Source organism: Rhodococcus sp. NPDC057014, assembly GCF_042673295.1.
Lineage (GTDB): Bacteria > Actinomycetota > Actinomycetes > Mycobacteriales > Mycobacteriaceae > Rhodococcus_F.
In genome coordinates, this window is the sequence record NZ_JBHUSF010000003.1 from 40,901 (window position 1) to 66,086 (window position 25,186).

24 protein-coding genes are annotated in these 25,186 nt (G+C 64.3%); 21 read left to right on the forward strand and 3 right to left on the reverse strand.

Annotated features, from left to right (window positions below; genetic code table 11):
- Positions 1 to 87 precede the first annotated feature (87 nt).
- On the forward strand, positions 88 to 924 hold the full coding sequence (locus tag ACFTZB_RS01160) for an SDR family oxidoreductase (RefSeq protein ID WP_378429712.1): 837 nt from the start codon (positions 88 to 90) through the stop codon (positions 922 to 924).
- 168 nt (positions 925 to 1,092) lie between these two features.
- Here the strand turns inward: ACFTZB_RS01160 and ACFTZB_RS01165 are convergent, their stop codons facing one another.
- Positions 1,093 to 1,350 (reverse strand): hypothetical protein, encoded by a 258-nt coding sequence (locus tag ACFTZB_RS01165; protein WP_378429713.1) that lies wholly within the window; start codon positions 1,348 to 1,350, stop codon positions 1,093 to 1,095.
- Positions 1,351 to 1,701: 351 nt separating this feature from the next.
- On the opposite strand from ACFTZB_RS01165, the gene ACFTZB_RS01170 reads away from it, so the two are divergent.
- From ACFTZB_RS01170 to ACFTZB_RS01195, 6 genes are read left to right on the forward strand one after another with little or no spacing between them, the layout of a single operon-like run.
- On the forward strand, positions 1,702 to 2,100 hold the full coding sequence (locus ACFTZB_RS01170) for a hypothetical protein (protein ID WP_378429714.1): 399 nt from the start codon (positions 1,702 to 1,704) through the stop codon (positions 2,098 to 2,100).
- A gap of 4 nt (positions 2,101 to 2,104) precedes the next feature.
- Positions 2,105 to 3,163 carry an alcohol dehydrogenase catalytic domain-containing protein gene (locus ACFTZB_RS01175; RefSeq protein ID WP_378429715.1) on the forward strand — a complete coding sequence of 353 codons (1,059 nt, stop codon included), beginning with the start codon at positions 2,105 to 2,107 and terminating at the stop codon, positions 3,161 to 3,163.
- Between the two features lie 4 nt (positions 3,164 to 3,167).
- Positions 3,168 to 4,688: an aldehyde dehydrogenase family protein gene (locus ACFTZB_RS01180; RefSeq protein WP_378429716.1), complete on the forward strand. Its 1,521-nt coding sequence runs from the start codon at positions 3,168 to 3,170 to the stop codon at positions 4,686 to 4,688.
- A 32-nt stretch (positions 4,689 to 4,720) separates the two neighbouring features.
- Positions 4,721 to 6,049, forward strand: coding sequence for a cytochrome P450 (locus tag ACFTZB_RS01185; protein ID WP_378429717.1), 1,329 nt, complete (start codon positions 4,721 to 4,723; stop codon positions 6,047 to 6,049).
- Positions 6,050 to 6,054: 5 nt separating this feature from the next.
- Positions 6,055 to 6,273, forward strand: coding sequence for a ferredoxin (locus tag ACFTZB_RS01190; RefSeq protein ID WP_378429718.1), 219 nt, complete (start codon positions 6,055 to 6,057; stop codon positions 6,271 to 6,273).
- Positions 6,274 to 6,281: 8 nt separating this feature from the next.
- Complete coding sequence (locus tag ACFTZB_RS01195; RefSeq protein ID WP_378429719.1) at positions 6,282 to 7,559, forward strand: NAD(P)/FAD-dependent oxidoreductase; 1,278 nt, start codon at positions 6,282 to 6,284, stop codon at positions 7,557 to 7,559.
- Between the two features lie 13 nt (positions 7,560 to 7,572).
- On the opposite strand, the gene ACFTZB_RS01200 is transcribed toward ACFTZB_RS01195, so the two are convergent.
- Positions 7,573 to 8,688 (reverse strand): LuxR C-terminal-related transcriptional regulator, encoded by a 1,116-nt coding sequence (locus ACFTZB_RS01200; protein WP_378429720.1) that lies wholly within the window; start codon positions 8,686 to 8,688, stop codon positions 7,573 to 7,575.
- Between the two features lie 115 nt (positions 8,689 to 8,803).
- Between ACFTZB_RS01200 and ACFTZB_RS01205 the strand changes: the two genes are divergently transcribed.
- Complete coding sequence (locus ACFTZB_RS01205) at positions 8,804 to 10,378, forward strand: acyl-CoA synthetase (RefSeq protein ID WP_378429721.1); 1,575 nt, start codon at positions 8,804 to 8,806, stop codon at positions 10,376 to 10,378.
- A 9-nt stretch (positions 10,379 to 10,387) separates the two neighbouring features.
- The gene (locus tag ACFTZB_RS01210; RefSeq protein WP_378429722.1) at positions 10,388 to 11,632 is read left to right on the forward strand and encodes an acyl-CoA dehydrogenase family protein; all 1,245 of its coding nucleotides are present in this window, start codon (positions 10,388 to 10,390) and stop codon (positions 11,630 to 11,632) included.
- Between the two features lie 29 nt (positions 11,633 to 11,661).
- On the opposite strand, the gene ACFTZB_RS01215 is transcribed toward ACFTZB_RS01210, so the two are convergent.
- Positions 11,662 to 12,270 (reverse strand): TetR/AcrR family transcriptional regulator, encoded by a 609-nt coding sequence (locus ACFTZB_RS01215; RefSeq protein WP_378429755.1) that lies wholly within the window; start codon positions 12,268 to 12,270, stop codon positions 11,662 to 11,664.
- Positions 12,271 to 12,589: 319 nt separating this feature from the next.
- Between ACFTZB_RS01215 and ACFTZB_RS01220 the strand changes: the two genes are divergently transcribed.
- From ACFTZB_RS01220 to ACFTZB_RS01275, 12 genes are all read left to right on the forward strand, one after another.
- Entirely contained in the window at positions 12,590 to 13,339 is a 750-nt protein-coding gene (locus tag ACFTZB_RS01220) for an ABC transporter permease (protein WP_120662218.1), read from the forward strand.
- A gap of 139 nt (positions 13,340 to 13,478) precedes the next feature.
- A complete protein-coding gene (locus ACFTZB_RS01225; RefSeq protein ID WP_378429756.1) occupies positions 13,479 to 14,258 on the forward strand; it encodes an MlaE family ABC transporter permease in 780 nt (259 codons plus the stop codon).
- Position 14,259: 1 nt separating this feature from the next.
- Positions 14,260 to 15,423 (forward strand): MCE family protein, encoded by a 1,164-nt coding sequence (locus ACFTZB_RS01230; RefSeq protein ID WP_378429723.1) that lies wholly within the window; start codon positions 14,260 to 14,262, stop codon positions 15,421 to 15,423.
- Positions 15,420 to 16,424 (forward strand): MCE family protein, encoded by a 1,005-nt coding sequence (locus tag ACFTZB_RS01235; RefSeq protein ID WP_378429724.1) that lies wholly within the window; start codon positions 15,420 to 15,422, stop codon positions 16,422 to 16,424. Before ACFTZB_RS01230 ends, ACFTZB_RS01235 begins: the two co-directional genes overlap by 4 nt.
- Positions 16,424 to 17,422 carry an MCE family protein gene (locus ACFTZB_RS01240; RefSeq protein ID WP_378429725.1) on the forward strand — a complete coding sequence of 333 codons (999 nt, stop codon included), beginning with the start codon at positions 16,424 to 16,426 and terminating at the stop codon, positions 17,420 to 17,422. Before ACFTZB_RS01235 ends, ACFTZB_RS01240 begins: the two co-directional genes overlap by 1 nt.
- Positions 17,419 to 18,528, forward strand: coding sequence for an MCE family protein (locus ACFTZB_RS01245; RefSeq protein WP_378429726.1), 1,110 nt, complete (start codon positions 17,419 to 17,421; stop codon positions 18,526 to 18,528). The genes ACFTZB_RS01240 and ACFTZB_RS01245 overlap by 4 nt, the downstream gene beginning before the upstream one ends.
- Positions 18,525 to 19,676, forward strand: coding sequence for an MCE family protein (locus tag ACFTZB_RS01250; protein ID WP_378429727.1), 1,152 nt, complete (start codon positions 18,525 to 18,527; stop codon positions 19,674 to 19,676). Before ACFTZB_RS01245 ends, ACFTZB_RS01250 begins: the two co-directional genes overlap by 4 nt.
- Positions 19,676 to 21,145: an MCE family protein gene (locus ACFTZB_RS01255; RefSeq protein ID WP_378429728.1), complete on the forward strand. Its 1,470-nt coding sequence runs from the start codon at positions 19,676 to 19,678 to the stop codon at positions 21,143 to 21,145. Before ACFTZB_RS01250 ends, ACFTZB_RS01255 begins: the two co-directional genes overlap by 1 nt.
- Positions 21,121 to 21,735 carry a hypothetical protein gene (locus tag ACFTZB_RS01260; protein WP_378429729.1) on the forward strand — a complete coding sequence of 205 codons (615 nt, stop codon included), beginning with the start codon at positions 21,121 to 21,123 and terminating at the stop codon, positions 21,733 to 21,735. The genes ACFTZB_RS01255 and ACFTZB_RS01260 overlap by 25 nt, the downstream gene beginning before the upstream one ends.
- Entirely contained in the window at positions 21,732 to 22,262 is a 531-nt protein-coding gene (locus tag ACFTZB_RS01265) for a hypothetical protein (protein ID WP_378429730.1), read from the forward strand. The genes ACFTZB_RS01260 and ACFTZB_RS01265 overlap by 4 nt, the downstream gene beginning before the upstream one ends.
- A gap of 68 nt (positions 22,263 to 22,330) precedes the next feature.
- Positions 22,331 to 23,383: an ABC transporter ATP-binding protein gene (locus ACFTZB_RS01270; RefSeq protein WP_378429731.1), complete on the forward strand. Its 1,053-nt coding sequence runs from the start codon at positions 22,331 to 22,333 to the stop codon at positions 23,381 to 23,383.
- 74 nt (positions 23,384 to 23,457) lie between these two features.
- Entirely contained in the window at positions 23,458 to 24,810 is a 1,353-nt protein-coding gene (locus ACFTZB_RS01275) for an NlpC/P60 family protein (protein ID WP_378429732.1), read from the forward strand.
- Positions 24,811 to 25,186 lie beyond the last annotated feature (376 nt).

Genomic DNA, 25,186 nt, shown 5'->3' on the forward strand with positions numbered 1-25,186 from the left:
GAGCTGACTTTTGGTTGACTCGCCAGAGAGGACACGGAGGGTCGTTGAGCTTGGTCCGACGGGTCTCCATCGTAATGAGGAGCGTTCATGACCCCGGGACCCGTCGACTTGCTGCCACCAGAACTCTTGCGTGGGCATACCGCATTCGTCACTGGCGGCGGTAGCGGCATCAATCTGGGCATCGCACGCGCCTTTGCTCGTACCGGCGCGAATGTTGCGATCTGCGGGCGCTCCGAACTGAAACTGCAGGCTGCCGCTGAGGAGCTGACGCGGCTCGGTGCCCGCGTGAGTTACTCGCAAGCCGACGTGCGGGACCCCGACGCGGTCAACGCAGCATTGCAGCGGACAGCTGACGAGTTGGCGCCGGTATCCATCGTAGTCGCGGGTGCTGCGGGCAATTTCTTCGCTCCGGCAGAAACTCTGTCCCCGAAAGGGTTCCGGACGGTCATCGAGATCGACCTACTCGGTAGCTTCCACACTGCTCATGCAGCGTTCGAGCAGTTGCGGGAGACCCGCGGCAGTCTGCTGTTCATCTCGGCGGGGCAGGCGTACCTTCCCTTCGCACTGCAAGCTCATGTCGGCGCGGCAAAGGCCGGCGTCGAGAACCTGATGCGCAATCTCGCGCTCGAGTGGGGCCGGTTCGGCATCCGAGCGAACTCTCTCGTCCCGGGCCCGATCGAGGGAACCGAGGGAATGAAGAGGCTCGCCGGACCTGTCGGGGAGCAGGTGTGGACAGAGGCGATCCCGCTAGGTCGATTCGGGTCGGTCGACGAGATGGCGGCGATGGCGGCGGTCCTGTCGTCACCGCTCGCGTCCTTCGTCACCGGAGCGCAGATCGTGGTCGATGGGGGCCTGGGCTTGTCCGGATTGGGATCCTTGAGCCTCGCGGTGGCGGAGGCGACATCGGACGTGGGCACGGTATAGGTCCGCGCGTAAGGCTGTTCGACTTCTTGGTCAATCTCGCGGCTACGCCAGTTCACTGCTGACAGTTCACTCGCGTCTACCTTGGGAAGAGGCAACCTACCCCCGTGAGCACCGGACGCGGGTCGGGTCCGGTGTTCACGGCGGGATCGGCCGAAGAGGTCGCAGATCCTAGGCGATCTGCATTCCCCTCCGCTTGGGGTTGGTCGGTTCAGCCGTGGTCGCGAGTTTCAGTGCACATTGCTCGAGCAGCCGCTGTCGCGTGGCGAAGTCGATCCCGAGAAATGCTCGACTGATCAGCATTGTTTGCAAACGCTGGTAGAACGCTGATGGAAGTAACCCGAACTCGGGAAACAGATGCTCGTCTCCCCCGCCGTATGGCAACCACCGGAGGGCAAAGGTCAGCATCGAATGTTCTTCGTGGGTCATGAGATTCCTCGCATGTCATCGCGGAGCCGAAGGATGAGGCCGGATTCACCACGGCCGTAGAAAGTCAAACACCGGCCGTATGTCCACGGCAGCCCCTGCAGGGGGTATCTACCTATCCCCTTTGGTATATGCCCCAGGTCACAGGCTGACATGCCGCCGTGCGCCTGCCGTGCCGATATGGGCAGGGGCTGTGGTCTCGAATCTGTGAACGGCGTCGCCCTCGAGTGATGCTGTGACCTGCTTCATACCTCTTTGGGGGTATGAAGAGTCCCCCAACGGGATCTGCACACGCACGCCGTCCGCTGATTGCATGGAATCCATCAACCCGCACAACCCTTTAGGAGCATTGAGATGGGATTCTTCAAAGACGCCGCCGAGCTCGACGAGTACATCGGTGGTGTCTTCCGCGACGCCGGCGACCATCCGGAGGCGGGCCCGAAGTTCCGGGCCGCGAACATCGTCATGCGCGTGGTCTACACCGACCCCGAGTGTGAGGTGACGATCGCGTTCCGCGACGACTATCACGTCGTGACCGGGCCCTCCGACCTCAAGCCCGACATCACCCTGCTCATGCGTGGTGACACCGCCGATCAGTTCTGGCGCGGCGACTACAACCTAGCCGTCGGTCTGGCCAAGGGCCAGGTCAAGGCCAAGGGCCCGGTGAACAAGATCCTCAAGCTGGTGCCGCTCACCAAGCCGCTGTTCCCGATGTATCGCGAACTGGTGGCCAAGAAGGACGCGCAGGTCTGATCCCATGACGAAGACGATGAAGGCGGCTGTTCTCAAGGCGCCGCACATGGTCGAGATCGAGGACGTGCCCGTCCCGACAATCACCGAACCCACCGACATCCTTCTGCGGGTAGAACGCACCGCGATCTGCGGCACCGACCTTCATCCGTACGAGGGCCGGCTCGAAATCGAGCCCGACGTCATCCTCGGCCACGAGTTCCTCGGCACGGTCGAAGCGGTCGGCGACGCCGTCGGCCAGCTCTCCGAAGGCGACCGTGTGGTCTCCTCCTGCGTGGTCAGCTGCGGCGCGTGTTACCAGTGCCGACGCCACCAGCCCGGAAACTGCGCCGGAAGCCGCATCTTCGGCCTCGGGCTGGCGCTCGGTGATCTCGACGGCGGACAGGCGGAATACGTGGTCGTCCCCTCCGCGGACCTGACCACCCGCAAGATCCCCGACAGCGGCACCGCCAACGACGACGACATCCTGTTCGCCGGCGACATCATGACCACCGGGTACGAGGCCGTCGCACGTGCCCTGCGACCCGGCGACACCGTCGCCGTCGTCGGCGCCGGTCCCGTGGGCCTGTGCGCCGCCATGGCCGCCGTCGCCCTTGGCGCCGGGCAGGTCATCGTGGTCGACCGGGTCGCCGCCCGGCTGAAGGAGGCGGAAAGCTACGGCGCCGTCGGAGTCGACGCCAGCCACGGCGACCCCTCGGATGCCGTTCTCGACCTGACGAACTGGCGCGGCGCCGACGTCGTCGTCGACGCGGTCGGCCACGAATCAGCACTCGTCTCGGCGATCTCACTGGTGCGCGCCGGCGGCACCCTATCCATCCCCGGCGTCTACACCGAAGAATCGCTGACCCTGCCGTTCTCCGAGCTGTACCTCAAGGGGGTCAAGGTCGAGATGGGTGTTTCTCATATCACCGAGTACATGGACGAGGTCATCGCACTGATGGCGTCGGGAAAGCTGAACCCCAGCACCATGATCTCGCACCGGATGGGCCTGTCCGAGGCCGCCGAAGCCTACAAGCTCTTCGAGGCCCGCGAAGCCACGAAGATCATCCTCGACCCCAGGAGCTGACACGATGACAACGCTGCAAGTTCAGCACCAACTCATGCGCATCGGCGGCAAGGAAGTCGATTCCGATCGTCGCATGGACATCTACGACCCGAGCGATGAGTCCGTCGTCGCCACCGTCGCGCAGGGCGACGCCTCGCACATCGACGCCGCCGTCGCGGCGGCACAGGCGGCGTTCGCGGAAGGGTCCTGGTCGCGGGCCACACCGCAGGAACGCGCCGCGGTGATGCGCCGAATCGCCAACGCGGCCAATGACGCCGTCGAGGAACTCGTCGAACTGGAAATGTCCGCGAATGGCGCAACCGTACGCCAGGCCACCGGATTTCATATCGGATACGCGTTGTCGCACTTCCTGTACTTTGCCGATCTGGCCGAAAGCTACCGGTGGTCTCGGCCGGCACCGATGTCGAGTTTCCCCGCCCTCGGGCAGAGCACCATCCATCGTGAGCCGATCGGCGTCGTCGGGGCAATCGCACCGTGGAATTTCCCGCTGCTGCTGACCCTGTGGAAGGTCGGTCCGGCGTTGGCCGCCGGTAACAGTGTCGTCGTCAAGCCGGACGAGCACACTCCACTGTCGATCCTGGCGTTCGCGCGGATCGCGGAGGAGAACGGCCTCCCCAAGGGTGTTCTGAACGTGGTGCCCGGTGACGGACGCGAGGCGGGCGCGCGCCTGGCGTCGCACCCGGGGGTTGGCAAGATCGCCTTCACCGGTTCCACCGAGGTCGGCCGCGAGATCATGCGCCTGGCGTCGGGCACTGTCAAGAAGGTCACCCTCGAACTCGGCGGCAAAGGGCCCTCGATCGTTCTCGATGACGCCGATCTCGACATGGCCGTCGACGGTGTGTTGTACGGATGCTTCGTCTACTCCGGCCAGGTCTGCGAATCCGGCACCCGCGCGCTGGTCCCGGCGTCGATCCACGACCAGTTCGTGCAGCGTCTCGTTCAGCGGGCCAGGACCATTCAGATCGGCGCCACCCGGGATTGGGACACGGACCTCGGACCGGTCATCGATGGAAAGCAGAAGGCCCGCATTCTCTCCTACATCGAGGGTGCCGTCGCGGAGGGCGCAACCGTTGCTCTCGGCGGAGACACCCCCCGCGGAGCGGAGTTCGAGAAGGGCCATTGGGTCGAACCCACCATCCTCACCGATGTGCACAACAACATGCGTATCGCCCGCGAGGAAGTCTTCGGACCGGTGCTCGTGGTGATTCCCTACGGCGACGAAACCGAAGCGGTTGCGATCGCCAACGACAGCGAGTACGGGCTCGCCGCCAGTGTCTGGTCCTCGGACAACGAACGGGCCCTGAGTGTCTCGGCGCGAATCCAGTCCGGAAGTGTGTGGATCAACGACGCCCATCAGATCAACTGTCAGGTGCCGTTCGGCGGCTACAAGCAGAGCGGCGTCGGCCGCGAACTCGGCCCGGACGCGCTGGACGAGTACACCGAAACCAAAGTGGTGCACCTCGACTTGTCCGGTGGCCGCGATCGCAAGCCGTACGACATCCTGCTCAGCCACGCCGACGACTGATCCATTTCACCTTCACAGACATGGAGCACACCATGACCACATCTTTCGATGACACCGAGCTCAGTTTCGACGACGACAACGAGGACATCGTCCCCACGAACGATGTTGCGGCGACCCGCGACTATGACGACATCAATATTTCCAGTGACGCCTTCTGGAGCCAGGATGCGCCGGCACGGGAAGTGGTGTTCCGCGAACTGCGTGAGAAGCGGCCGGTCACCTGGCAGCGACCGATCGAGTCCGCCGTCGTTCCCGACCCGGACGACCCCGGATTCTGGGCGGTCGTCAAGCACAAGGACATCGTCGAGGTCAGTCAGCGCAACGACGTGTTCGTGTCGGGCTACGGCGTCATGTTCGACCTCCTCCCGCCGATGCTGCTGGAGATGGCGATGGCCTTCCTCGCCATGGACAACCCCAAGCACGACAAGCTCCGCAAGCTCGTCAGCGCAGCGTTCACTCCCAAGCAGATCCGTAAGATCGACGCAGACATAGCCTCTCGCGCGAAGCGGATCGTTGCAGAAGCCGCGAAAAAGGACGACATCGACTTCGTCGCGGACATCTCGCGTCACCTCCCGATCGAAATGTTCGGCGACATGTTCGGCATTCCCGATGAATTGCGGGCGACGGTAGCCCACGCCGCAGACGAAGTGGTGGCCTGGGCTGATCCAGAACTGCTGGCAGGCCGTGATGCCGCTGAGGTGCAGGTCGAGGCGGCGCTCGTCATCCACGACATCGCCGAGAAGCTCATCGCCGAGCGGCGCGCCGAACCCGCCGACGATCTCCTGACGAACCTCGTCAATGCCGAGGTGGACGGTGAACATCTCACCGATTTCGAAATCGGCGCGGTCATGACCCTGATGGCCGTCGCAGCCACGGACACCACCCGGCACACTGCGAGCTTTGCGGTCAAGGCGCTGACCGACTTTCCGGAGCAGCGGGCGTGGCTGTGGGAAGACTACGGGGCACGGATCAACCCTGCGATCGAGGAGTTCCTCCGCTATGCCTCGGTCGTCCTCACCTTCCGCCGCACTGCCATCGCGGAGCACACGCTCAACGGTCAACCAATCCTGCCCGGCGACAAGGTTGTCATGATGTACGGATCCGGCAACTGGGACACCGACGTCTTTACCGACCCGGACAAGTTCGACCTGCAGCGCAGCCCGAACCCCCACGTCGTGTTCGGCGGAGGTGGCGTGCATTTCTGCCTGGGGAACCAGCTGGCGAAGTCGATGCTGCGATCGCTGTTCCGTGAGCTCCACGAGCAGATGCCCGATTTCGTGGCCGGCGAGCCGAACCTGATGAAGACGAACTTCATGCGAGGTGTCATCAGCCTGCCCTTCAAGACAAATGTGAGGAAGTGATGACGATGACCACCGGAAAGTGCCGAGTCGTCGTCGACATGGCCAAGTGCTCCGGACTGGGCCTGTGTGAGGCGGTATCACCCGATGTCTTCGAGATCGACGACACCGGTCATCTCGTTGTCCACGCACACGAAGTCGACACCGAGCGCGCTGCCGAACTCGAGGAGGCCGCCGCAGCGTGCCCGACGCAAGCAATCACGATCGAGGTCGACGCAGAGCAATGAGCGATGACGTGAAGTTGGTAGTGATCGGCGCCGGGTTGGCCGGGCTGCGTGCCTGTGAGGCAGCCCGCCGAGCGGGCCATCACGGTCCCCTCGTGTTGCTCGGCGAGGAAACCCACCTGCCGTACGACCGGCCGCCGCTGTCGAAGGAGTTCCTGGCAGCCGAGGGAGCCGATGTGGGCGATCCGCTCCTTCGGCCCGCCGAGATGATCTACGAGGAACTCGACATCGACGCGCGGACCGGTAGGCGGGCGGTCGGACTCGACACCACCACGAAGACAGTGGCCGTCGAGTCCGGCTACCCGCCACAGGTGGATCACATCAGCTACGACGAACTCGTGATCGCCACCGGGGCCGCCGCGCAGACCCTCCCCGGCGCCGAGGACCTCACCGGTGTCCTCGCGCTCCGCACCCTCGACGACGCGCACGCCGTCCGCGACGGTCTGGAAGCGGGCGCGAACATCGTCGTGGTCGGCGCCGGCTTCATCGGGTCGGAGGTGGCGTCGGCGGCGCGCAAGCGCGGCCGACCGGTCACCATCGTCGAAGCGCTCGACGCCCCGCTGGTGCGCTCGCTCGGAGTGGAGGTGGGGGCCCTGTGCTCGCGGCTGCATCTCGAAAACGGCGCCGACCTGCGGCTGGGTGTCGGCGTCGCGGCACTGACACCACTTGCGGGTTCGGCACCGGACTACGCCGGTAGGCGCCCGGTGGGCACCGTCGAATTATCCGACGGATCGTCCTTGGCCGCCGATCTGGTGGTCGTGGGTGTCGGTGCCGCCCCGTCTACAGCGTGGCTTCGTGGCAGCGGGGTCAAGCTGCACGAACGAGACGGTGGGATCGTCTGCGACGGAACCATGGGCGTCCTGCACGAGGACGGATCACGGCTCGAGCACGTCTGGGCCGCGGGAGACGTCGCTCACTGGGACAACCCGTTATTCGATCGAACGATGCGACTCGAGCATTGGACCAGCGCCGCCGAACAGGGCGCCACCGCTGCGCGGAACGCACTGACCACCCCCGACCAGTGGAAGCAGTACACAACTGTTCCGTACTTCTGGTCGGATTGGTACGACACCCGATTGCAGTTCGTCGGGGTCCCCCAGGCCGACGAGATCCTGGTCCAGCACCGCACCGACAACAAGGGCGGCACGGTCGTGCTCTATCGCGAGGAAGACCGCTTGGTCGGAACGCTGACGATTGGGCGACCGGACCTGGTGATGAAGTACCGGCGTCTGATCGCGCAGAAGGCCAGCTGGTTCGACGGGGTGCAGTTCGGTGCGGCGGCCAGCTGATCCGGCCGCGGCCTCACCTGCCGGCCCGGAACCACAGGGCGATGGCCTCCGCCCGGTTTCCGGCCTGCATCTTCCGCAGGATGTGCTTCACATGCTGCTTGACGGTGCCGTCGGAGATGACCAGTTCCTTCGCGATCGCCGAGTTCGTCCGGCCCTCCGCCATCAGCTCGAGGACCTGCAGCTCCCGGCTGGTCAGCTCCGCGGGCAGGGTGCGCGGCGTGTTCCGTATCAGCGCAGGCCGGGACTGCGGATGATCGTTGACCGGCTCGCTCGCGGGTGCGCCGGTCAGCCTCAGAGACACCTCACGCACACCCGCGGACGCATCCTCGAGAGATGCGGTCAGCCGCGCGAGCGTGTCTCCGGTCGCTTCCAACTGCTCCGTGATCTGTGCCCTGCTGAGCGCAAGGCGCAGGCCGTGGGAGAACGACAGGAGCAGCTCACTGTCGCGCTCGTCGGTGTCCCTCCCCTGGTTGTAGCGGTCAGCATGCAACAGACCCACCACACGTCCGCGGGACACGATGGGGGCGGCTACGTACGACCGCGACATCGACGCGTCAGCGATCCGCTTGTGGACCCGGGACTGATGCTGGACATCGGTCACCACGATCGGCTCGCGGCGTCGCACGACCTCCGTCTCGAACAGCCCCGCCACGAGCGGTTGCGGTTGCTCCTGTCCGATTCTGTTGATGTCGGCGGCCCACTGCGGGTCGTCCATCACGAACACCGATTCGGACACCCACAGGCCGTCGGCGACGTGCGAGACGATCGCGCGGTCGAAGCCGAGTTCGCACACCAGGCGCGGTGCGAGTTCGACGAGAGCAGAGATCGAGCACGGCGCGGCCTCGAGGCGTGCCAGGGCCTCACCGAGTCGACGGCTGGATGCCGACGCGTCGAATTCGGGCCCGGCATGCAGCAGCGCCTGGTCGAGACCGCGCAGTCGACGCAGCGCCGCCAGAACCTCGGTGGCGCTTACGTGGTTGGCCTCACCCAAAACCGCTGCGAGCGTGCCCCACGCCTGTTCCACCACGGCACGGGCTTGCGCCGACTGCAGGGCGGTCGACGGGTCGTCCGCGTCGAGGACAGAACGAAGTCCCGCGAGGACGTCTCGAACAGCTTCCTGGTCGCCCATGACAGGCGCTTCACCTCCGTCGCAATGGTGATCCACACCACAATCCTAGGTCATCCCGTTAACGCGCTATCCGCGCAGCCGCACCCGACGCACGAACCATCGAAGAGGAGCTCCTGTGTATCCCGCAGTACATGCCGCCACCACCCCCGACAAACCGGCAGTCATCGTCGCCGGCACGGATCAGCGTCTGACCTACAGCCAGCTCGAGTCCCGGTCGTGTCGGCTCGCCAACGCGTTTCGCGATGCGGGCCTGGTCGAAGGTGATGGCGTCGCCCTGTTGTCGACGAACGCTGTCGAGATATTCGAGGCGTACTGGGCGTGCCTGCGCTCAGGACTGTACTTGACCCCGATCAACTCCCACCTGGCGGTGCCCGAAGTTGCCTATGTGGTCGACGACTGCGGCGCAAAGGCTCTCATCGTCTCGGCCGATCTCGGGGACATCGCAGCCGAATTGGTGGGCTCGGTACCGCAGGTGAGGACTTTCCTCGCTTTCGGTGGCGCGGTACCCGGTTACGGCGACTATCAGGATTTTGTTGCCAGCGGATCTCCGGTCGCACCCGATCACCAGCCTCGCGGCGCCGACATGCTGTACAGCTCAGGGACGACCGGCCGGCCCAAGGGCGTCAAACCGCCGCGTCCGCCTCGTCAGGTCGGCGATCCCGGAGACCCGTATGTCGCGGTCTTCGGTGGCGGGTACGCGATGGGACCGGACAGTGTCTACCTCTCGCCTGCGCCGCTCTATCACGCCGCGCCGCTCCGGTTCGGGATGGTGATCCACTCGCTCGGCGGAACGGTGATCACCACTCGCAAGTTCGATCCCGAACAGTGCCTTTCGATCATCGACGACTACGGCGTCACCCACAGCCAGTGGGTACCAACGCACTTCGTTCGAATGCTGCGCCTTCCACGCGGTGTACGCGAGTCGTACGACCTCACCAGTCAAACCCACGCCATTCACGCCGCAGCACCGTGCCCGGTTGAGGTCAAGCGGGAAATGATGGCGTGGTTCGGGCCGATCCTGCACGAGTACTATGCGTCGACCGAAGCGAACGGTGTCACGATGATCGGTCCCGACGAATGGGCCGACAAGCCCGGATCGGTGGGCCGGGCCAAGCTCGGGGTCATCCACGTGTGCGATGACGACGGCGCCGAGGTTCCTCAGGGGGAGACCGGTCTGGTGTACTTCGAACGCGACGCCATGCCGTTCGCGTATCACGGGGACCCGGAGAAGACCGCTGCCGCGCAGCATCCCGCCCATCCGAACTGGTCGACGTGCGGTGATATCGGATTCGTCGACGAAGAGGGGTTCCTGTTCCTGCGGGACCGGAAGGCGTTCACGATCATTTCCGGGGGTGTGAACATCTACCCGCAAGAGATCGAGGACTGCCTCGTCCTGCATCCGGATGTCTACGACGTCGCGGTTGTCGGAATTCCGGACCCCGAATTCGGTGAATCCGTTCTCGCCGTCGTCCAATTGGGTTCCGAGATCCAAGAGGGCCCGGAGGTTTCCGAACGGCTGATCACGCATCTGCGGGCGAACATTGCCGGTTACAAGGTGCCGCGCCGCATCGAGTTCGCCAACAGCCTCCCCCGCACACCGACCGGCAAGCTGGTCAAACGTGAGCTTCAGCAGAAGTATTCGTCTCTTGCCTCCAGCCCGTCGGCCTCGGCCGAACCCGTCAGTCAGTAGGGAATCATCATGTCTACCGCAACCCCGGTTGTTTTGTCCTCGCTGCGTCGTACCGCGAACGACCTCTTCGACGACTTCTTGCTTCCACCCGAAATCGTCACGCTTCGTGCGCAAGTGCGCGAGTTCGCGGACACCGTCCTCGCGCCACGTGCAGTCGAACTGAACACTGCGGAAGAGAGCAAGGACGTCTTTCCGCACGACATCCTGCGGCAGATGGCGGCGGCGGGTCTCTACGAGATTCCCTATCCCGAGGATGTCGGTGGCCGCGGGCTCGAGCATCGGATGTTGGCCACTGCGACAGTTCTCGAAGAGCTCGCCTACTACTCGCCCGGCGTCGCCTCCGCGCTGTACGACGGCCAGGCGATCCTGGTCGGCAAGACCCTCGAAGCCGCGCCTGCCCATATCCGGAACGACTATCTTCCGATGCTCATCCGCGGCGAGATCGTCGGCTCGTTCGCCACGAGCGAGCCGGCAGCGAGCACCGATCTGAGTGCGCAGGCGATGAAGACCATCGCCCGCCGCGTCGAGGGTGGTTTTCGGCTCTCGGGGCAGAAGCGCTGGATCACCAATTCCTGTGTTGCGGACATCATGACCGTCCTCTGTGTAGTCGATGGAGAGCAGGCAATGCTCCTGGTCGACATGCACGAGGACGGGGTGCACGTCGGTGATCCCGACCGCAAGATGGGCAATCGGCTGCAGCTCACCTCGGACGTGTACTTCGATGACGTCTTCGTGGCGAACGACCAGGTCATTGCTGCGCCCGGGTCGGGGTTGCGTGCGGCTCTCGCGAGTCTGGCGCTCGGCCGGATCGGGATCGGTGCGGTGGGGGTGGGTATGGCGCAGCGGTCCTTCGATCTTGCGGTGGCTCACATGCGCGAGCGGAGCGCATTCGGCAAGAAGCTTGCGGAGTTTCAGCATTGGCAGTTTCGGTTTGCCGAACACGCCATCGCGATCGAATCGGCGAGATCCCTGTACCAGAAGGCGGCGCTCAAGGTTGATTCACGCCGGGTGCCCGAGCCCGAGGCGTCCATGGCCAAGGTCAGTGGGAGCCGGGTTCCGGTCGATGTCACCCGTGATGCAATCCAAGTGCACGGCGGTTACGGATTCCTCCGCGAGCTCAGCGCCGACGGCTGCTCCTACCCCCTGGAATCGATCTGGCGGGACTGCAAGATCGGCGAGATCTACGAGGGCGCGAATGAAGTTCAGCTGTGGAGCATTGCGCGTGCCGCGCTGGGGAGGGACCTGACCGGATGAGCGCCGCCGCCCGCGTTGGTGCCGGTTCTCTATGAATCGGCACCGGCGTCGGGCGCCGGTGTGAGCAGGGTTTCGGTGGCGTACTTCTTCCAGAGGCGAAGGTGGGGATCGCGCCCAGGCGGTCGGCGGTCGAACGAGTAGGTCAGTGCGACGCCGCGCATGCTGGTGTTGAGGAGTTCGCGCACATCGGTATAGCTCGGGTGCTCGTTCAGTGGTGTTCCGAACATTGAATCTGCTGCGGTACGGATCTTTTGGTAGAGAGCGCGCTCCTCATTGACCAGCACGCTTCGGATCTGCGCGTTGTGTCGTGCACCCATCCAGAGCTCGGTAGCGGCCCAAAAGTAGTCCTGTTGGTAGGTCGACCACATGGCGTCGATGGCTGCCGAAATCCGTTTCCTGGGACTAGGCGGCCATTTCACTGCATGTGCCAACGCATCGACGCGGGCAGACGCGAGGTACTGGACAGCTGCGACCAGGAGGTCATCGCGCGACGGGAAGTGATGCAGGAGCCGGCCACGGCTCACTCCTGCTATTTCCTGAATACGCAGGGTCGACGCCCCGGCATATCCGTGTTTGACCAGTGCGGTAACGGCGGCGTCGAGGATGCGCCCTTGGGTAATGGTGCTGCGCGGCTGCATGTTCACAGCATGCCCCATCCGACCCGCGGTGCGGTAGACCAGGGCCGCACCTATTCCAGCGGTCCTGACCAATGCCGACGTTAGTAGGGGTTTGCTGCGAAAACGGTCTCGCCCCAAGGCTTCACTTCCTAACACCTACCTTTCACCGAACGGTCAGGGTTGACTGTATTGGGCGTGATGCGGCATGCTGAACACATCGAACGTGTCGTGTCTCACAGCGGGTCGCATCCGCCATTCAGGCACCTCAAACATCAGCGCGGAGGACAACGTGCAATTGCTCGACAAATCCGGCTCGGCGGGTGCGACAAGTGCCCAGGCAATGGCCGCGCTGCGGGTCGCACCGCGCGCGGTTGGCGCCTTCTACGCCACCTCGCTCGAAACGTATCGCTTCATGTTCCGCCGGCCGTTCCACCTGCGAGAGTTCCTCCTGCAGGCCTGGTTCATCGCCAGCGTGTCGATCATGCCTGCGCTCCTGATGGCGATCCCGTTCTGCATGATGTTCGTCTACCAGATCAATATCCTGCTGGCGGAGATCGGAGCGGTCGACCTCAGCGGCGCCGGTGCCGGTGTCGCGATCATCCGAGAGATCGGACCGGTCGTCACAGTCCTCGTCGTTGCCGGCGCCGGATCGACGGCGATTTGCGCAGACCTGGGCTCCCGGACCATCCGCGAAGAGATCGATGCGATGAAGGTCCTCGGCATCGACCCCATTCACCGCCTTTGTGTTCCCCGGGTCTTGGCCTCGACCGTCATCGCAATGTTTCTCAACGGTCTCGTCTCGGCGGTCGGCCTCGTCGGCGGCTACATCGCCACCGTGTACATGCAGGGCGCCTCTCCGGGGCAGTACGTCACCGCGATCTCGATCCTCACCGGTCTCGGAGACTTCTGCATCAGCGAAATCAAAGCTGCAGTCTTCGGAATGCTCGCCGGTCTGGTGGCCTGCCATCTCGGTCTCAATGTCCGAGGCGGTCCGAAAGGCGTCGGTGACGCGGTCAACCAGACCGTCGTCTTCAGCTTCCTGCTGCTCTTTCTCGCGAACTCGATCATCACGACCTTGGCTCTGCACTGAGAACACTGGGCAACTGACAACATCCGCACCAAAGGACGACGGGAATCTCGTGTCGAAATCGAACAAACCCACCGGGCTCCGGGCAACTGGCGCCGTGGCGATCAAAGTTCTTGATGCACCGGTCGGCCATCTCGAGGAGATGGGCAGGCAGTTCTCGTTCTACAACCACACGATCACCTCGATCCCTCGAACGTTCCGACGCTATCGTGCCGAGACGGTGCGGCTGCTGGCCGAAGTCAGCATGGGCACGGGAGCGCTCGCGGTGATCGGCGGAACTCTCGTGGTGATCTCGATGCTGACCGCCGCAGTCGGCTACGAAGTAGGCCAGCAAGGTTCCACGTCACTCGGGCGAATCGGCCTGGGTGCGCTGTCCGGCTTCATTTCCGCGTTCTTCAACACCCGTGAAGCGATTCCGGTGATCGCCGGGATCGCGTTGACCGCCACCGTAGGTGCCGGATTCACCGCACAACTCGGTGCCATGCGTGTGAGTGAAGAAATCGACGCAATGGAGACGATGTCGATCCCCTCTCTCCCCTATCTCGTCACCACCCGCGTGATGGCCGGCGTGATCGCAGTGATCCCGCTCTACTCGGTGGCGCTGTTCGTCGGGTACGCCGCTACCCAACTGGTCACCGTCTACATGGTCGGGGAGGCAGAAGGAACGTTCTGGCACTACTTCAACGTCTTCCTCGTACCGAGCGACGTGATCTGGTCCGCAGTCAAGGTGCTGGCGATGTCCGTTGTGGTGATGTGCGTGCACTGCTATCACGGCTACAACGCCAGCGGGGGGCCCGCGGGGGTGGGTGTCGCGGTCGGTCGAGCAGTCCGCACATCACTGATTTCCATCATGGTCATCGACCTGCTCATCGGTATCGCCGTGTACGGCGGCACCGCTGGTGCGGTAAGGGTGTCGGGCTGACATGAGTGGACATCTTGCAGAACGCAGCCGCAAGGCCTACGTCGCACTCGGCCTCGTCCTGGTCGTGGTGGGGGTACTCGCGACGGCAACCTCGATCGCCGTCTACCGAGGCAGCTTCTCCGCGGCCATTCCGGTCAAGCTCTACTCCACACGTGCCGGCTTGATGCTCGAACCCGGGTCCGACGTGAAGATGCGCGAGGTCGTCGTCGGCCGCGTCACCGCCGTGAAACTGGTGGACGGGCAGGCAGAAATATCCATGGACATCGACAAGAGCCGGGCGAACTCGATCGCCGCGAACGTCTCCGCGGCGATCGACACCACCACCCTGTTCGGTCGCAAGTTCGTCACCCTCGCCCAACCGGAATCCCCCTCTGGGAAACCGATCTCAGCGGGGACGGTGTTGTCGACCGGTCAGGTGGCGACCGAGGTGAATGATCTGCTCGAGTCGCTGGTGACGGTGTTGCGCACCGTGGAGCCGGAGAAGGTCAATGGATCACTCAATGCCTTGGCGACTTCGCTGCACGGGCGCGGCGACCAGCTCGGCGACACGCTTGTCGAACTCAACACCTACCTGTCGAGTTTCAACGACAACCTTCCCACCTTGCAGCGCGACCTGATGCAAGGAGCACAGACCACCGACATCCTGGCGGCCGCCACTCCTGATGTGATGGCGACCGTTGATCACACGAGCACAACCTCATCGACGATCACCGAACGCCAGGATCAACTCAATGCGTTCATCCTCAGCTTCACCGGCTTCGGCAACAGTGGCCGCTCGTTTTTCGACGCGAGCGGCACACCGCTGACGGAGTCACTGTCCTCACTCGCACCGACCACAGAACTACTCGCCGAACGGGCACCGACCCTGTCGTGCCTCGTCGAGAGCCTCGCGCAGACCAACACGTACCTCGAGCGCACCGTCGGCGGCAGTGACCAGCCCGGTCTGAACATCCTCGGAACGCTGTTGATGGGTGATCCGCCCTATACGAACCCCGCCAATCTCCCGGTGGTGGAGGCCGACGGCCCCGTCGCGTGCTACGACTGGGCACAGCCGCAGGGCCACACCGATTTCAATGACGGAAGCGCCGCCTACCGGCCCGCGCGCACCCCGATGGATCTGATCGGAAACCCCTTCGCGCAGTTCTTCCTGGGAGGTCTGCGATGACCAAGAGCACACCAGTGATCAAGTTGCTGATCTTCGTGCTGGCGACCACGCTGACCGGATTCGGTGTGGCAACGGTGGTGGGTAACCTTCGGTTCGGCAGCTCGCACACCTACAGTGCGGTCTTCACCAGCGCTTCCGGTCTGGGAAACGGGGAGGACGTGCGGGTGGCCGGAGTGCCCATGGGCAAGGTCACCGATGTTGCCCTCAACTCCGATGGCACGGCATTGGTCACGTTTTCCCTCTCCACCGAGCGGCCGCTGACCTCCGCGACAGAAGCGAAGATCAAGTACAAGAATCTGATTGGGGACCGGTACGTCGACCTGGCCCAGGGTGCGTTCGGCACACAGCCGCTCGACGGCCCCATCCCGCTCGAGCAGACGACCTCGGCTCTGGATCTCGATCAGGTCGTGAACGGCTTCCGCCCCCTTCTTCAGGGTTTGGATCCGGATCAGACCAATCAGCTGTCCGCCTCGCTTATTCAGGTTCTCAACGGTCAGGAGGCGAGTATCAGCACGTTGATCTCTCAGATCGACACCTTCACCAATGCCCTCGCCGACCGGGACCAGGCCATCGGTCAGGTCATCACCAACTTCAACACCGTTCTCGGCACGGTCAACAACCGGCAGGATCAATTTGCGACGCTGGTCGATCAGCTCCAGCAGCTCGTTGCCGGCCTCAACGGTGATCGGGACCTGATCACCCGCTCCCTGGGACAGATCGACGACGTCACCGCGACCCTGGGAGAGGTTCTGACCGAAAACCGTCCCACCATCGCGCAGGACGTGACCGCCCTCGGTGATCTCGCGGGGCAACTCAACGCCAAAACCGACACGCTGAACTTAGTCCTGTCCAAGCTGCCCGAAACCTACCGATTGACCGGCAGGGCAGCCGGTTACGGCAACTTCGTCAACTTCTTCGTGTGCGGGCTGGCGATCAAGTACGCGCAAGGCCCGGGCGGAGTCACCCCGATGTTCACCGCGCCCGCCGAAAGGTGCAAGTAATGGCAACCAAGTCGTTCCTCGAACGGAACCCAATCCGCATCGGCGTCGTCGGCACCCTTGTCCTCGTCGGCGCCCTCGCCCTGGCCCTGAACTTCGACACCCTCCCCGGCGTCGCGGCGAAGTCCTATCACGCCGAATTCGGCGACGCGAGCGGCCTGGCGGTCGGCGATACCACCCAGATCGCCGGCGTCAAGGTCGGCGAGGTGCGCGAGATCTCGCTGCACGGTGACAAGGTCGATGTCGAGTTCGATGCCGACAGCGGCGACGTGCGCCTCGGCGACGGCACCCGTGCGGCAATCAAAGTCGAAACTGCACTCGGGCGTCGGTACGTCGAGCTCACCCCGGGTGGTCACGGCGAAATAGGCAGTGACGACACGATCCCGCTCGCACGCACCACATCCGGATACGACGTGACCCGCTCGCTCGAGGAGGTGACCGACAAGGTCTCCAAGACCGACACTGTCGATCTCTCGGGCGCCCTCGATCAACTCTCGGCCGTCGAGCAGGCCCTGCCGCCGAACCTGCAGTCGTCGCTGACCGGAGTCTCACGGTTGTCCGAGACAGTGGCCAGTCGCGACGCCGACCTGCGGCACCTGCTGACGAACACCGCGGGGGTCAGCACCGTGCTCTCCGATCGCAGTCAGCGTGTTGCGGAGCTGCTCGGGCAGGGACAGACCCTGTTCGACGCACTCAATCAGCGCGCCGATTCCATTCACCACATTCTCGTGCAAGCCAGGCAGATCACGGACGAACTCACCGCGTTGAAGCGGGACAACGCGGACACCCTCGGACCCACCCTCGCGCAGATGGACACGCTGGTAACCACCTTGAACAACAATTACGACAACATCAACGCGTCCCTGACCGGCCTCGAGCGTTACTCCCAGCAGATCGGCGACGTCGTGGGCAGCGGACCGTTCTTCGGGGTCCTGTTGCACAACATTCTCCCCGCGAACTTGTCCGGTCAGCTGCCCGGCAGCCTGGGAGGTCCGCGATGAAGGCTGTGCGCACATCCACGTCCGGGATTCCGGCGAAGGCACTGCTGCTGCTCGTGGTCATCGCGGCGCTTGTGGTCGGCACCGGCGCCTGGGTCGCCGGGAACTCGACCCACCACGTCACCGCGTACTTCCGCAGCACGACGGGACTGTATGTCGGTGACCGGATCATGATCCTCGGCGTTCAGGTCGGCCGGGTCAACGAGATCGTCCCGGAAGGCGATCAGGTGCGCGTCGGATTCGAGTACGACGGCGACTACGACGTACCGGCCGACGCGCGAGCAGCGATCGTGGCGCCGGTTCTGGTCACCGGTCGATACATCCAGTTGGCGCCCGCCTACACCGGGGGCGAGAAGATGCAGGACGGACAGACGATCCCGGTCGAGCGCACTGCGGTGCCGGTGGAATTCGACGAGGTCAAGGAACAGGTCGTCAAGTTGGCCCAGGACGTCGGGCGAACGCCCGAGAACCCGGACGGATCACTCAATGATTTCGTGACGAACACCGCAGATGCGCTGCGGGGCAACGGACAGACACTGCACGATTCGCTCGTGCAGCTCTCCGATGCGACCAGCACGGTCAGCAGGGGCGGCGAGGACCTGTTCGCCTCCGTCCGGAACCTGCAGACCTTCACCAGTGCACTCGCGGCCAACGAGCAGCAGATCACCGCCTTCAGCCGGGAGCTCGCCACCACGTCGTCGGTGCTCAACGACAACCGCACCGAGCTCGATGCCCTGCTCAACAGCATGCTCACGACCTTCAACGAGGTCACCCAGTTTCTGCAGGACAATCGTGGAGCACTGACCACCGACGTGGGCAAGCTGACCGACCTCACCCGGCAGCTGGTCGACCGCGAGGACACCCTCGCCTCGATCCTCCACACGGGCCCGACCTCGATGGCGAACTTCTACAACATCTACGACCCCGACTCGAATTCGCTGACCGGTGCACTGGCCGTCGCGGACGCACCCGACCCGCGGTCGTTGATCTGCGCTCTTCTCACCACCGCCAATGCCCCAGCCGACGAATGCACCAAGGCCACGGGCGCACTCGCCAATGGTCTGATCCAGCACGCCGGCGCACCGGCCCCGACCGGAGGAACACGATGAGCTCGATCAGACGACTCACCGCCTGGTCCGCTATGGCGCTCGGCGTAGCGGTCACCGCCACCGGATGCCGATTCGACGGAGTCAATTCCCTTCCCCTACCAGGCAACGCGCTCAGTGGCGACACCTACGAGGTCATCGTCGAGCTCGCCGACATCCAGAACCTGGTCGGCAACTCTCCGGTCAAGGCGGACAACGTCATCGTCGGGAACATCGCGGGCATCGGCGGGAAGGACTGGATCGCCCACCTGACCCTCGAGCTGCGCGACGACGCCAAGATTCCCGCCAACGTGGGCGCCAAGTTGGCGCAGACCAGTGTGCTCGGGTCCCAGTATCTGGAGCTGACGGTGCCCGACGGCGAGGAGCCGATCGGAACCCTGCAGGACGGCGCCGTCATTCCCCTGTCCCGCACCAGCCAGTACGCCTCGACCGAAGAGGTACTGTCGGCCCTCTCGCTTGTCCTCAATGGCAGTGGACTGCAGCAGGTCCGCACCGTGACCTCCGAACTCGTCCGGGTCCTGGATGGTCGGGAGCAGAACCTGCACGCGCTGTTCGGGAACCTGGAGAGCCTCATGGGCGGACTCGATCAGCAGCGCGGCGACATCGTGCGCGCGATCGACGGGCTGGACCGGCTGGGTGCCGAACTCGCGGCACAGAACGGAACACTCGATCGGGGCATCGAGACCATCACCCCGGCCGTGCAAGTACTCAACGACCAACAGAAACAACTGACAACGATGCTGACCAGCGTCGGCGAATTCGGCCAGGTTGCGACGCACGTGCTCGAGAGCAGCCGCGACGATCTGCACGCCAACCTAACGGCTCTGCAGCCCACGTTGAGCCAGCTGGCCTCGGTCGGCGAGTCGATCCCCGAGGCATTGAAGATCGCCGGGACCATCCCCTTCCCCGTCGAAACGGCCGACCGGGCGTTGCGCGGCGACTACATGAACCTGTTCCTCACCCTCGACCTGAGTGCGGAAACGGTGGGCGGGAAGGTCCTCGGGAGCATCCCGGTCGCCGAGCTCGCCGGACTCAACCCGGCGCGACAAGCAGCCAACCCACTGTTGGTGCCCACGCAGCCGCGCCCGGGCACACCACCGCCCGTCACTCCAGCGGCCGGCACACCTCAACCGCAGGGAGGGCAGCGCTGATGCGTACGAAGCTGGTCCGCGCCCAACTCGTCATCTTCACCGTCGTCGCGGTGGTCGCTGTCGGCAATTCCGTCTACAGCTACATGGGCTTGAAGAGGGTCTCGGGAATCGGAATGTACTCGATAGACGTCGAACTCGATCGCGCCGGAGGGCTCTACACGAACGCGCTCGTCACCTACCGCGGCGTCGACGTCGGGGTGGTCGAGTCGCTCGACGTTAATCCCGACCACGTGACCGTGCACCTACAACTGGACTCGGACCATAAGATCCCCCAGTCGACCGACGCATACGTGCGCAGCGTCTCCGCGATCGGCGAACAATATGTCGACCTTGTCCCTTCCACCTCGGATGGCCCGTTTCTGGCCGACGGCGACGTGATCGACCGATCCCGCACCACCCTGCCCGTGCCGGCGGCCAAGGTGGTCGACGAGGTGAACACCCTCCTCGAAGGACTACCCACAGACGATCTGAAGACCACCGTCGACGAGGCGTACACCGCATTCAACGGCGCCGGCCCCCCCCTGTCCCGGTTGATCGACTCCGCCCGCCCACTTATCGCTCTCGCACAAGCGGATCTGAAACCGACCACCACCCTGATCAACGACGCCGAACCGGTGCTCGGTGCCGCAAACGAGGCAGGGCCGGATATCGCCAGCTTCTCGACCAATCTGGCTTCGTTCACCGAGCAACTGACCATGAACGACACTCAGATTCGCGGCGCATTGGACACCGGGCCCGCCTTCTTCGACGCGTTCGGCGGAACCATGGCCGACCTGCAACCCTCACTGCCGCTCCTGCTGGCAAACCTGCAGAGCACAGGGGAAGTGTTGCGCGTCAACATTCCTGGTATCCGGCAGATTCTGGTGATCTACCCCGCGTTGTCGGCTGCCATCAATCACATGCACATCGGGATGCAAGGCGAGGACCGCACCTACGGTCAGGGGCCATTGGATATCAAGCTCGGCAACACCGCCAACCCCCTGCCCTGCACCGAGGGATACGAGCAGACACAGCGACGCGACCCGGGCGATCTGACCCCGGCCGAACCTGCCACCGACCCGTACTGCAAGTTGCCGCCGAACGAGCCCCGCGTGGTCCGCGGTGCCCGCAATGTTCCCTGCGCCACCGACCCCTCTGTGCGGACCGCCGAAGTCGGGGAATGCCCCGGTGGCTTGCCCTCGACCTGGCCGCAGGTGCTGGCCCGGCCAGGGCAGCCCTACTCCCCGGCCCCGAGCGCACCGCCCGAGGCGTCCCCAGCGCCCGAACCGGCGGAGGCTCCCAACCAGGCTCCTGTCGCTGCGACCCCGGCGTCTTGGCAGGGCGGTCAGAACCCGCCCGCCGCCACCGCCCCCTACGACCCGATCAGCGGCACCTTCCGCGCCCCAGACGGCGCCCTGTACTCCATCGACACCACATCCCCAACCCAGTCCGAGGAGGAACTGACATGGCAAAGTCTGCTATTGGGCTAGCACCCGAGACGATCGACGAGGAAACCGTCCTCGATCAACCCGAACCGCCCCCGGAGAGTGGGACCGACCGCACCGACGATGCGGACGGGAGCGGCCGACGTCCCGTCGGCCGTCTCACCCTGGCCGCGATCGTATTGTTCGGTGTGGTCGCACTGGCCAGTGGCGTGCTGGGGGTGAAGTCGTTCAGCGACTGGCGAACCACGGAAGCGGCCGCGGCACGCAACGCCACGGTCCTCGACACCGCAACCCAGATGGCGACCAATCTGGTCACCCTTCGGCACCAGAGCATCGACGAGGACATCCAGAAGGTCGCCGATGGGACCACCGGACCGTTCCACGAGCAGTTCGCGACGTCCTCGAGTGGTTTCGGTGATGTCCTGAACCAGGGTCAGGTCGAGTCGACCGGTGAAGTGAAATCCGCGGGCGTTGTCGACGCGACGGACGATCATGCCACCGTCCTCGCGGCAGTGACGTCGACGGTCAAGAACACCGAGGCCCCCGACGGTGAGATGCGTGTCTACCGCATGAAGATGACCCTCGACCTCGTCGAAGGTCGCTGGCTCGTATCGAACGTGGAGTTTGTCGCATGATCACCTACATCGCTCGTATCACCGCGCTCCTCGACGCCTGGAGCAGTCGCAAACGCACACTCGTGGTCGCCGGCCTCGCCATTGCGGCCATGGCGGTGACGGTCACCAGTGTGACGCTGACCATCCGGGCCCACGACGGCCGCAGCCAAGAGGAAATCAGAGCGCAGGCCCTCACGCAGGCCGCGCAATTGGTTCCCGACATCCTGTCCTACGACTTCAACACGGTCGATAACCATTTCACGAGTTCGCTCGAGCATCTCGGGGGTGAGTTCCGTAACCAGTTCGAAAGCGTGAGCAAGGACGTCATCATTCCGTCCGCGAAGGAGCGGCAGGTCGTTACCTCGGCCACCGTCATCGAGTCCTCTGTCGTCTCGGTCGACGCCGATGCTGCCACCGTGCTGATGTTCCTCAATCAGTCCACGACAAGTACCGACAGTCCTGCCCCCAAGCTCGACGGCAGCCGCGTGCAGGTATCGCTGCAGCGCGATGGCGATTCCTGGCAGATCACCGAGATGACTCCGGTGTGAATCACAGAGCACCGACTGCATGACGTGTTCCACCCCGCAAATTCACGAATCGACGTAAGGAAGACTCGATGGGTGTCGAAGTTTCAGTCAGCGACCTGACCAAGTCGTTCGGCTCACAGAGGATCTGGCAGGACGTGTCGTTGACCCTCCCCGCCGGTGAAGTCAGCGCGCTACTCGGGCCGTCCGGCACCGGTAAGTCGGTGTTCCTGAAGTCGCTGATCGGTCTGCTCCGTCCGGAACAGGGCTCGATCGTGATCGACGGCACCAACATTCTCGAATGCTCGTCCAAGGAGCTCTACGAGATCCGCAAGCTGTTCGGGGTGCTGTTCCAGGACGGCGCGTTGTTCGGATCGATGAACCTGTACGACAACGTGGCCTTCCCGCTGCGCGAGCACACCAAGAAATCCGAGTCGGACGTCCGCAAGATCGTGATGGAGAAGATGGAACTCGTCGGCCTGCTCGGGGCCGAGGACAAGCTGCCCGGGGAGATCTCCGGCGGTATGCGCAAGCGGGCCGGCCTGGCCCGGGCGCTGGTGCTGGACCCGCAAATCATCCTCGTCGACGAGCCGGACTCCGGCCTGGACCCGGTGCGCACCACCTACATCAGCCAGACGCTGATCGACATCAACGCCGAGATCGACGCGACGATCCTGATCGTCTCGCACAACATCAACCTCGCGCGGACGGTGCCGGACAACATCGGCATGCTCTTCCGCCGGAAGCTGGTGATGTTCGGACCCCGCGAGGTGCTACTGACCTCGGACGAACCAGTGGTCAAACAGTTCCTCAACGGCACCATGATCGGCCCGATCGGCATGTCCGAGGAAAAGGACGAGGCCACCATGGCCGCCGAACAGGCCATGGTCGACGCCGGCCACCACGCCGGTGGTGTCGACGACGTCGAGGGCATCGTCCCGCAGATGAAGGCCACCCCGGGGATGCCGTTCCGCCAGGCCGTCGCCCGCCGGCAGGAACGGGTCCGCGAGATCCTGCATACCCTGCCCGAGAGCGCCCAGATCGCCATCCAGGAAAGCTTCGAAGAACACGACCTCTACAGCGACTTCGATTCCGTGACAGAGGAACTCGGCGCCATCGACGTCCACGATTGGAGCACTCCGTGACCGAACTCACCGCACGAGCGAGCCCGGCACCGGAATCCGACGACGCCTGTCCGATGTAGAGAAACGAGTGAACGATGTCCGACCCCTCCGCCATCATTGCGGCGATCGTGATCGCCGCCGGTGGCGCCGCAAACAACACTGACCTGCCCCCAGAGGTGAAGACGCAAGTCACCGACACCCTGGCCGCGGTCGAGCAGACAGCACCTGCCCTAGATCAGCAGGTCGGGGATGTACTGGCTACACTTCCCGCCCCCGTCCAGCAAATTGCGCAGCAGGGTATCGACAACGCCGCACAGGCCCTGTCCGGGGTGATACCCCCTCCGGCCCCGGCCGCACCCCCGCTCCCACCCGCCGACACACCACCACGCCCGGACTCACCCCCTGCAACACCCGCGCCACCGACCGAGGGTCGTGTCGTATCCGAGCTCGGCAGCGCGGACAGCCCCGGCGTCTCGAGCGGGGCAAACACAAACAACGCCGACATCGGCACCGAAACTGTGTTTCCCACACCGATCAGCAGCGTGCTGCCCCGCCTCACCTTCGCCCCCGGCAATGCGTTCGCTACCTTCGTACCCTGGTTTACCAAGGCCGGCACATTGTGTGACGGGATCACAGCGCCCACTCTGGCGGCGCTCTATTCCGCCGAGAACGGGTTCCGTTATGGACCCTCGGCGCCGGTGTCACCGGTCGGCGCGAAAGGTCCCGGCCAGTTCATGGAGGGCACCTGGCGCACCTACGGCAAGGACGCCGACGGCGACGGCACCGCCGACATCCTCGGCGTCGCGGACTCTGTCATGGCGTCGGGACAGCTGTTGTGCGACATGTACAACCAGATCGACACATGGAAGCACCAAGGACGAGTCCGTGGGGACACGCTCGACCTCGCGATCGCCGGCTACAACGCCGGGGCAGGCGCCGTGCTCGCGTCCGGCGGCATGCCCTCCGGCAGTCCCGACTACGAGAACCAGACCAAACCGTACGTCGCAAAGATCCGTGCATCGCAGGACTACTTCGCCCGACTGCTCTCCCCCTTCGGCGGACCGGTCCTGTCCGAGCTGGGCGCGCGGGTGGTCGAAAGCGCCATGAACTTCCTCGGCCTTCCCTACGTGTGGGGCGGCGGTAACATCCACGGACCGTCCCAGGGCGGATTCGACTGCTCCGGCCTGACGTCGTACGCGATATACACCGCAACCGCCGGCCAGGTCACATTGCCCCGCACCTCGGAAACCCAATGGAACGTCGGGGTCGAACGGCCCCTCTCGGAGGCAGTGCCCGGCGACCTGCTGTTCGGGAACTGGGGCCCCAACGGTCCCGGCCACGTCGCCATTTACATCGGGAACGGGCAGATGATTCATGCCCCCACAACCGGAGACGTCGTACGTGTGGCATCAGTCTTCAACGACATGCGGGCACGTCACGGGATGTGAGCGCACTGAGGTGCACCGATGCCTTTGCAGGTTCTCACGCTACTCTCGCCCTTCTCACGATTCTGTCGCCAACTCGTCGTCGGCAAACCGGATGACTAACAAACCTCCAGGTCAGCGACTCATGCGTATTGGGCGGCAGGCTCCGCCGAGCGGTAGAAACGGGCCCTTGCCCGAGGACAGCGACCTTTCGATGACAAAGCCACCGACAGAACGGTGAGAAAGCTGCGCGAAACCGCAGGTTACGAGACAACTCGGCGACAAGTGCGACGAGGACCCACAGCCTTCTTGCTGCACCGGCACCGCCTCTGCGCCACCGCCGTCCTGTGACAGTTGATCGTCCTTTTTGTCACTGAATCTTGCTCGTGCTGCTCGCCTG

Bases quoted from the DNA above. Each gene is read 5' to 3' on its own strand.
- ACFTZB_RS01160 (WP_378429712.1), top strand. From the start codon at position 88: ATGACCCCGGGACCCGTCGACTTGCTGCCACCAGAACTCTTGCGTGGG.
- ACFTZB_RS01165 (WP_378429713.1), bottom strand. From the start codon at position 1,350: ATGACCCACGAAGAACATTCGATGCTGACCTTTGCCCTCCGGTGGTTG.
- ACFTZB_RS01170 (WP_378429714.1), top strand. From the start codon at position 1,702: ATGGGATTCTTCAAAGACGCCGCCGAGCTCGACGAGTACATCGGTGGT.
- ACFTZB_RS01175 (WP_378429715.1), top strand. From the start codon at position 2,105: ATGACGAAGACGATGAAGGCGGCTGTTCTCAAGGCGCCGCACATGGTC.
- ACFTZB_RS01180 (WP_378429716.1), top strand. From the start codon at position 3,168: ATGACAACGCTGCAAGTTCAGCACCAACTCATGCGCATCGGCGGCAAG.
- ACFTZB_RS01185 (WP_378429717.1), top strand. From the start codon at position 4,721: ATGACCACATCTTTCGATGACACCGAGCTCAGTTTCGACGACGACAAC.
- ACFTZB_RS01190 (WP_378429718.1), top strand. From the start codon at position 6,055: ATGACCACCGGAAAGTGCCGAGTCGTCGTCGACATGGCCAAGTGCTCC.
- ACFTZB_RS01200 (WP_378429720.1), bottom strand. From the start codon at position 8,688: ATGGGCGACCAGGAAGCTGTTCGAGACGTCCTCGCGGGACTTCGTTCT.
- ACFTZB_RS01210 (WP_378429722.1), top strand. From the start codon at position 10,388: ATGTCTACCGCAACCCCGGTTGTTTTGTCCTCGCTGCGTCGTACCGCG.
- ACFTZB_RS01215 (WP_378429755.1), bottom strand. From the start codon at position 12,270: ATGCAGCCGCGCAGCACCATTACCCAAGGGCGCATCCTCGACGCCGCC.
- ACFTZB_RS01220 (WP_120662218.1), top strand. From the start codon at position 12,590: ATGGCCGCGCTGCGGGTCGCACCGCGCGCGGTTGGCGCCTTCTACGCC.
- ACFTZB_RS01225 (WP_378429756.1), top strand. From the start codon at position 13,479: ATGGGCAGGCAGTTCTCGTTCTACAACCACACGATCACCTCGATCCCT.
- ACFTZB_RS01230 (WP_378429723.1), top strand. From the start codon at position 14,260: ATGAGTGGACATCTTGCAGAACGCAGCCGCAAGGCCTACGTCGCACTC.
- ACFTZB_RS01235 (WP_378429724.1), top strand. From the start codon at position 15,420: ATGACCAAGAGCACACCAGTGATCAAGTTGCTGATCTTCGTGCTGGCG.
- ACFTZB_RS01240 (WP_378429725.1), top strand. From the start codon at position 16,424: ATGGCAACCAAGTCGTTCCTCGAACGGAACCCAATCCGCATCGGCGTC.
- ACFTZB_RS01245 (WP_378429726.1), top strand. From the start codon at position 17,419: ATGAAGGCTGTGCGCACATCCACGTCCGGGATTCCGGCGAAGGCACTG.
- ACFTZB_RS01250 (WP_378429727.1), top strand. From the start codon at position 18,525: ATGAGCTCGATCAGACGACTCACCGCCTGGTCCGCTATGGCGCTCGGC.
- ACFTZB_RS01255 (WP_378429728.1), top strand. From the start codon at position 19,676: ATGCGTACGAAGCTGGTCCGCGCCCAACTCGTCATCTTCACCGTCGTC.
- ACFTZB_RS01260 (WP_378429729.1), top strand. From the start codon at position 21,121: ATGGCAAAGTCTGCTATTGGGCTAGCACCCGAGACGATCGACGAGGAA.
- ACFTZB_RS01265 (WP_378429730.1), top strand. From the start codon at position 21,732: ATGATCACCTACATCGCTCGTATCACCGCGCTCCTCGACGCCTGGAGC.
- ACFTZB_RS01270 (WP_378429731.1), top strand. From the start codon at position 22,331: ATGGGTGTCGAAGTTTCAGTCAGCGACCTGACCAAGTCGTTCGGCTCA.
- ACFTZB_RS01275 (WP_378429732.1), top strand. From the start codon at position 23,458: ATGTCCGACCCCTCCGCCATCATTGCGGCGATCGTGATCGCCGCCGGT.